A 4,374-nucleotide genomic window follows, 5' to 3' on the forward strand; every position below is an offset into this window, starting at 1 on the left:
GGCTCGGCGAAGTCGGGCCGCGACTCGATGTACCAGGCGATCCTGCCGCTGCGCGGCAAGATCATCAACGTCGAGAAGGCCCGCATCGACCGCGTCCTCAAGAACAACGAGGTCCAGTCGATCATCACCGCGTTCGGCACCGGTATCCACGACGAGTTCGATATCGCCAAGCTGCGCTACAACAAGATCATCCTGATGGCCGACGCCGACGTGGACGGCCAGCACATCGCGACGCTGCTGCTCACGCTGCTGTTCCGCTTCATGCGTCCGCTGGTCGAGCACGGTCACGTATTCCTCGCGCAGCCGCCGCTGTACAAGCTCAAGTGGATGCGGTCCGATCCCGAGTTCGCCTACTCCGACCGTGAGCGCGACGCGCTGGTCGAGGCCGGGCTCGCCGCGGGCAAGAAGATCAACAAGGACGACGGGATCCAGCGCTACAAGGGTCTGGGCGAGATGAACGCCAAGGAGCTGTGGGAAACCACGATGGATCCCTCGGTGCGGGTGCTTCGTCAGGTGACGCTGGACGACGCGGCCGCGGCCGACGAGCTGTTCTCCGTGCTGATGGGCGAGGACGTGGAGGCGCGTCGCAGCTTCATCACCCGCAATGCCAAGGACGTCCGTTTCCTCGATGTGTAAGCGGCGCTGCGCCTGATAGGCGCGCCCGCTCGCATGTCGGCCCCTCGAAGGAGATTTGATGACTGAGACCACGCTGCCCCCGTCCGGCGGTGCGGGCGACCGGACCGAACCGGTCGATATCCAGACCGAAATGCAGAACAGCTACATCGACTACGCGATGAGCGTGATCGTCGGCCGTGCGCTGCCCGACGTGCGCGACGGCCTCAAGCCGGTGCACCGTCGCGTGCTCTACGCGATGTACGACAACGGCTACCGCCCGGACCGCGGCTACGTGAAGTCCGCGCGCCCGGTCGCCGAGACCATGGGTAACTACCACCCGCACGGCGACTCGTCGATCTACGACACCCTCGTGCGCATGGCTCAGCCGTGGTCGCTGCGCTATCCGCTGGTCGACGGCCAGGGCAACTTCGGTTCCCGCGGCAACGACGGCGCGGCCGCCATGCGCTACACCGAGTGCCGCCTGACGCCGCTCGCGATGGAGATGCTGCGCGATATCGACTCCGAGACGGTCGATTTCGTCCCGAACTACGACGGTCGCTCGCAGGAGCCGACCGTGCTGCCTGCCCGCGTGCCCGCCCTGTTGATGAACGGCTCCAACGGCATCGCGGTCGGCATGGCCACCAACATCCCGCCGCACAACCTCAACGAGCTGGCCGACGCCATCTACTGGGCGCTGGAGAACTACGAGGCCGACGAGGAATCCACCCTCGCCGCCTGCATGGAACGGGTCAAGGGCCCCGACTTCCCGACGCACGGTCTGATCGTCGGCAGCCAGGGCATCCACGACGCGTACACCACCGGCCGCGGTTCCATCCGCATGCGCGGTGTGGTGGAGATCGAGGAAGACGCGCGTGGCCGCACCACGATCGTCATCACCGAACTGCCGTACCAGGTCAACACCGACAACTTCGTCAACTCCATCGCCGAGCAGGTGAAGGACGCGAAGATCGCGGGTATCTCCGATATCCACGACGAGTCCTCGGACCGCGTCGGCATGCGCATCGTGGTCACGGTCAAGCGTGACGCGGTGGCCAAGGTGGTGCTGAACAACCTCTACAAGCACACCCAGCTGCAGACCAGCTTCGGCGCGAACATGCTCTCGATCGTCGACGGTGTCCCGCGCACGCTGCGGCTGGATCAGATGATTCGCTACTACGTGAATCACCAGCTCGAGGTCATCGTGCGGCGCACCCGCTACCTGCTGCGCAAGGCTGAGGAGCGGGCCCACATCCTGCGCGGCCTGGTCAAGGCACTGGACATGCTCGACCAGGTCATCGCGTTGATCCGCGGCGCGGCCAACACCGATACCGCGCGCACCGGCCTGATGCAGTTGCTCGACATCGACGAGATCCAGTCGACCGCCATCCTCGACATGCAGCTGCGTCGCCTGTCGGCCCTGGAACGTCAGCGCATCATCGACGATCTGGCCAAGATCGAGATCGAGATCGCCGACTACAAGGACATTCTCGACAAGCCCGAGCGTCAGCGCGCGATCGTGCGCGACGAGCTGGCCGAGATCGTCGAGAAGTACGGCGACGACCGCCGGACCAGGATCATCGCCGCCGACGGTGACGTCGCCGACGAGGATCTGATCGCCCGCGAAGACGTGGTGGTCACGATCACCGAGACCGGCTACGCCAAGCGCACCAAGACCGACCTCTACCGCTCGCAGAAGCGCGGCGGCAAGGGCGTGATGGGCGCGGGTCTCAAGCAGGACGACATCGTCAAGCACTTCTTCGTGTCGTCCACGCACGACTGGCTGCTGTTCTTCACCAACAAGGGCCGCGTCTACCGGGCCAAGGCGTACGAGCTGCCCGAGGCCAACCGGACCGCGCGTGGTCAGCACGTGGCCAACCTGCTCGCCTTCCAGCCGGACGAGAAGATCGCCCAGATCATTCAGCTCAAGACCTACGAGGACGCGCCGTACCTCGTGCTCGCGACACGCGCGGGTTTGGTGAAGAAGTCGAAACTCACCGATTTCGACTCCAACCGCTCCGGCGGCATCGTCGCGGTGAACCTGCGCGATGACGACGAATTGGTCGGTGCGGTGCTGTGCTCGTCCGACGATGACCTGCTCCTGGTCTCGGCGCACGGTCAGTCGATCCGCTTCGCGGCGACCGATGAGGCGCTGCGTCCGATGGGCCGCGCCACCTCCGGCGTGCAGGGTATGCGCTTCAACACCGACGACGAGCTGCTCTCGCTCAATGTGGTGCGTCTGGAGACATATCTGCTGGTCGCGACGGCCGGCGGGTACGCGAAGCGGACCGCGATCGAGGAGTACACCGCGCAGGGACGTGGCGGAAAAGGCGTATTGACAATCCAATACGATCCGAAGCGTGGCAGCCTGGTGGGTGCGCTCATCGTCGACGACGAGGACGAGTTGTACGCGATCACTTCCAGTGGTGGCGTCATCCGCACCGCAGCCAAGCAGGTTCGTAAGGCCGGACGCCAGACCAAGGGCGTGCGATTGATGAACCTCGCGGATGGCGATACCTTGCTAGCGATCGCGCGCAACGCCGACGAGCCCGATCCCGATCAGCTCCTCGGCGACGTGGCTTCGGAGTAACACACCAAATAGCGGCGGCAACGAACGGATCTGAGGATTCCATTGACCACACCGAATCAGTCGAACGACGATCGGAACCAGACCAACGGCGTCACCGAGCGGATCGCCACGTCTCCGATCCCGCCGCGGCCGATCCCACGCCAGGGCGGTCCGGCCGAGGGCGCGGCGCCGGAATCCGGTGCGGCCGGGACCGATTCGTTCGACGGCAAGGGCAGCAAATCCTCGCCCTACCAGGACGGGTGGGCTCAGCTTCCGCAGCGTGAACCGCAGTCGAACCTGTACCGGCCCGGCGAATCGCCGAGTCAGGGGCGGCCTTCGTCCGGGGCACCGGGCGGCGGCGGTCTCAAGGGCAGTGGGGCGTCCAACGCCCGCACCACTGCCGACCTGGCGGCCAAGGCGGCTCGCAAGGAAGCGGCGATGGTGAAGTCCGTCGGGATCGACGGGCCGACCCGCAGCATCGCGCGTCCGGAGCTTGTCAAGGACATGCCAGACCTGTCCGACGTGCGCCACCCGGCACCCGAGGCGCCGGTGGCGCCGCCCGGGCTGCCGATGGCGCCGCAGCCCCAGCACAACATGGGGCCGAGCGCGCGGGCAGCCGCGGCGGGCAGCGTCTCGCCCGCGGTGCCGGTGGCCATCGCGGCTGCCGCGTCGGGTGAGCCACTACGCGCGACCGTGCAGATCCGCCGGATCGACCCGTGGTCGACCCTGAAGATCACCCTGGTGATCAGTGTCGCGCTGTTCTTCGTGTGGATGCTGGCCGTCGGCCTGCTCTACATCGTGCTGGCGGGCATGGGCGTGTGGGACAACCTGGACAACTCGCTGGGCGAGATGCTGAACCAGGAGGGCAGCTCGTCAAGCCTGATCGACGCAGGCACGGTGTTCGGCTACGCGGGTGTGATCGGCCTGATCAACGTGGTGCTGTTCACCGCGCTGGCCACGGTCGGCGTGTTCATCTACAACCAGTGCTGCGATCTGGTCGGCGGCATTCAGATAACCCTGGCCGATCCCGACTAGGAGCAGGTTTCCGGTACGGCCGGTCGGTCCCAGGAAACTGGGTCTGACCGGCCGTTTTGGTTATCGGCAGGCAGGTAAGGTAACCTCGTTTCTCGTTGCGGTTCACTGCTCCGGCGGGGATCGAAACGAGTTCGGGCCTATAGCTCAGGCGGTTAGAG

The 4,374-nt window shown here is 65.8% G+C and carries 3 protein-coding genes; all 3 read left to right on the forward strand.

Annotation, left to right across the window (positions count from 1 at the left end; genetic code table 11):
- Nucleotides 1-636: toprim domain-containing protein (locus ACFWF3_RS25975; RefSeq protein WP_379315917.1), on the forward strand; the 636-nt coding region annotated here is incomplete at its 5' end.
- Nucleotides 637-694: 58 nt separating this feature from the next.
- The gene (gene gyrA, locus ACFWF3_RS25980) at nucleotides 695-3,202 is read left to right on the forward strand and encodes a DNA gyrase subunit A (protein WP_378634601.1); all 2,508 of its coding nucleotides are present in this window, start codon (nucleotides 695-697) and stop codon (nucleotides 3,200-3,202) included.
- Between the two features lie 42 nt (nucleotides 3,203-3,244).
- On the forward strand, nucleotides 3,245-4,216 hold the full coding sequence (locus tag ACFWF3_RS25985) for a DUF3566 domain-containing protein (RefSeq protein WP_378989380.1): 972 nt from the start codon (nucleotides 3,245-3,247) through the stop codon (nucleotides 4,214-4,216).
- Nucleotides 4,217-4,374 lie beyond the last annotated feature (158 nt).

The organism is Nocardia sp. NPDC060220, assembly GCF_042727815.1.
In the GTDB taxonomy this organism is placed as follows: domain Bacteria; phylum Actinomycetota; class Actinomycetes; order Mycobacteriales; family Mycobacteriaceae; genus Nocardia.

Excerpts from the sequence above, each read along its gene's own strand:
- gyrA (WP_378634601.1), top strand. The coding sequence starts at position 695 with ATGACTGAGACCACGCTGCCCCCGTCCGGCGGTGCGGGCGACCGGACC.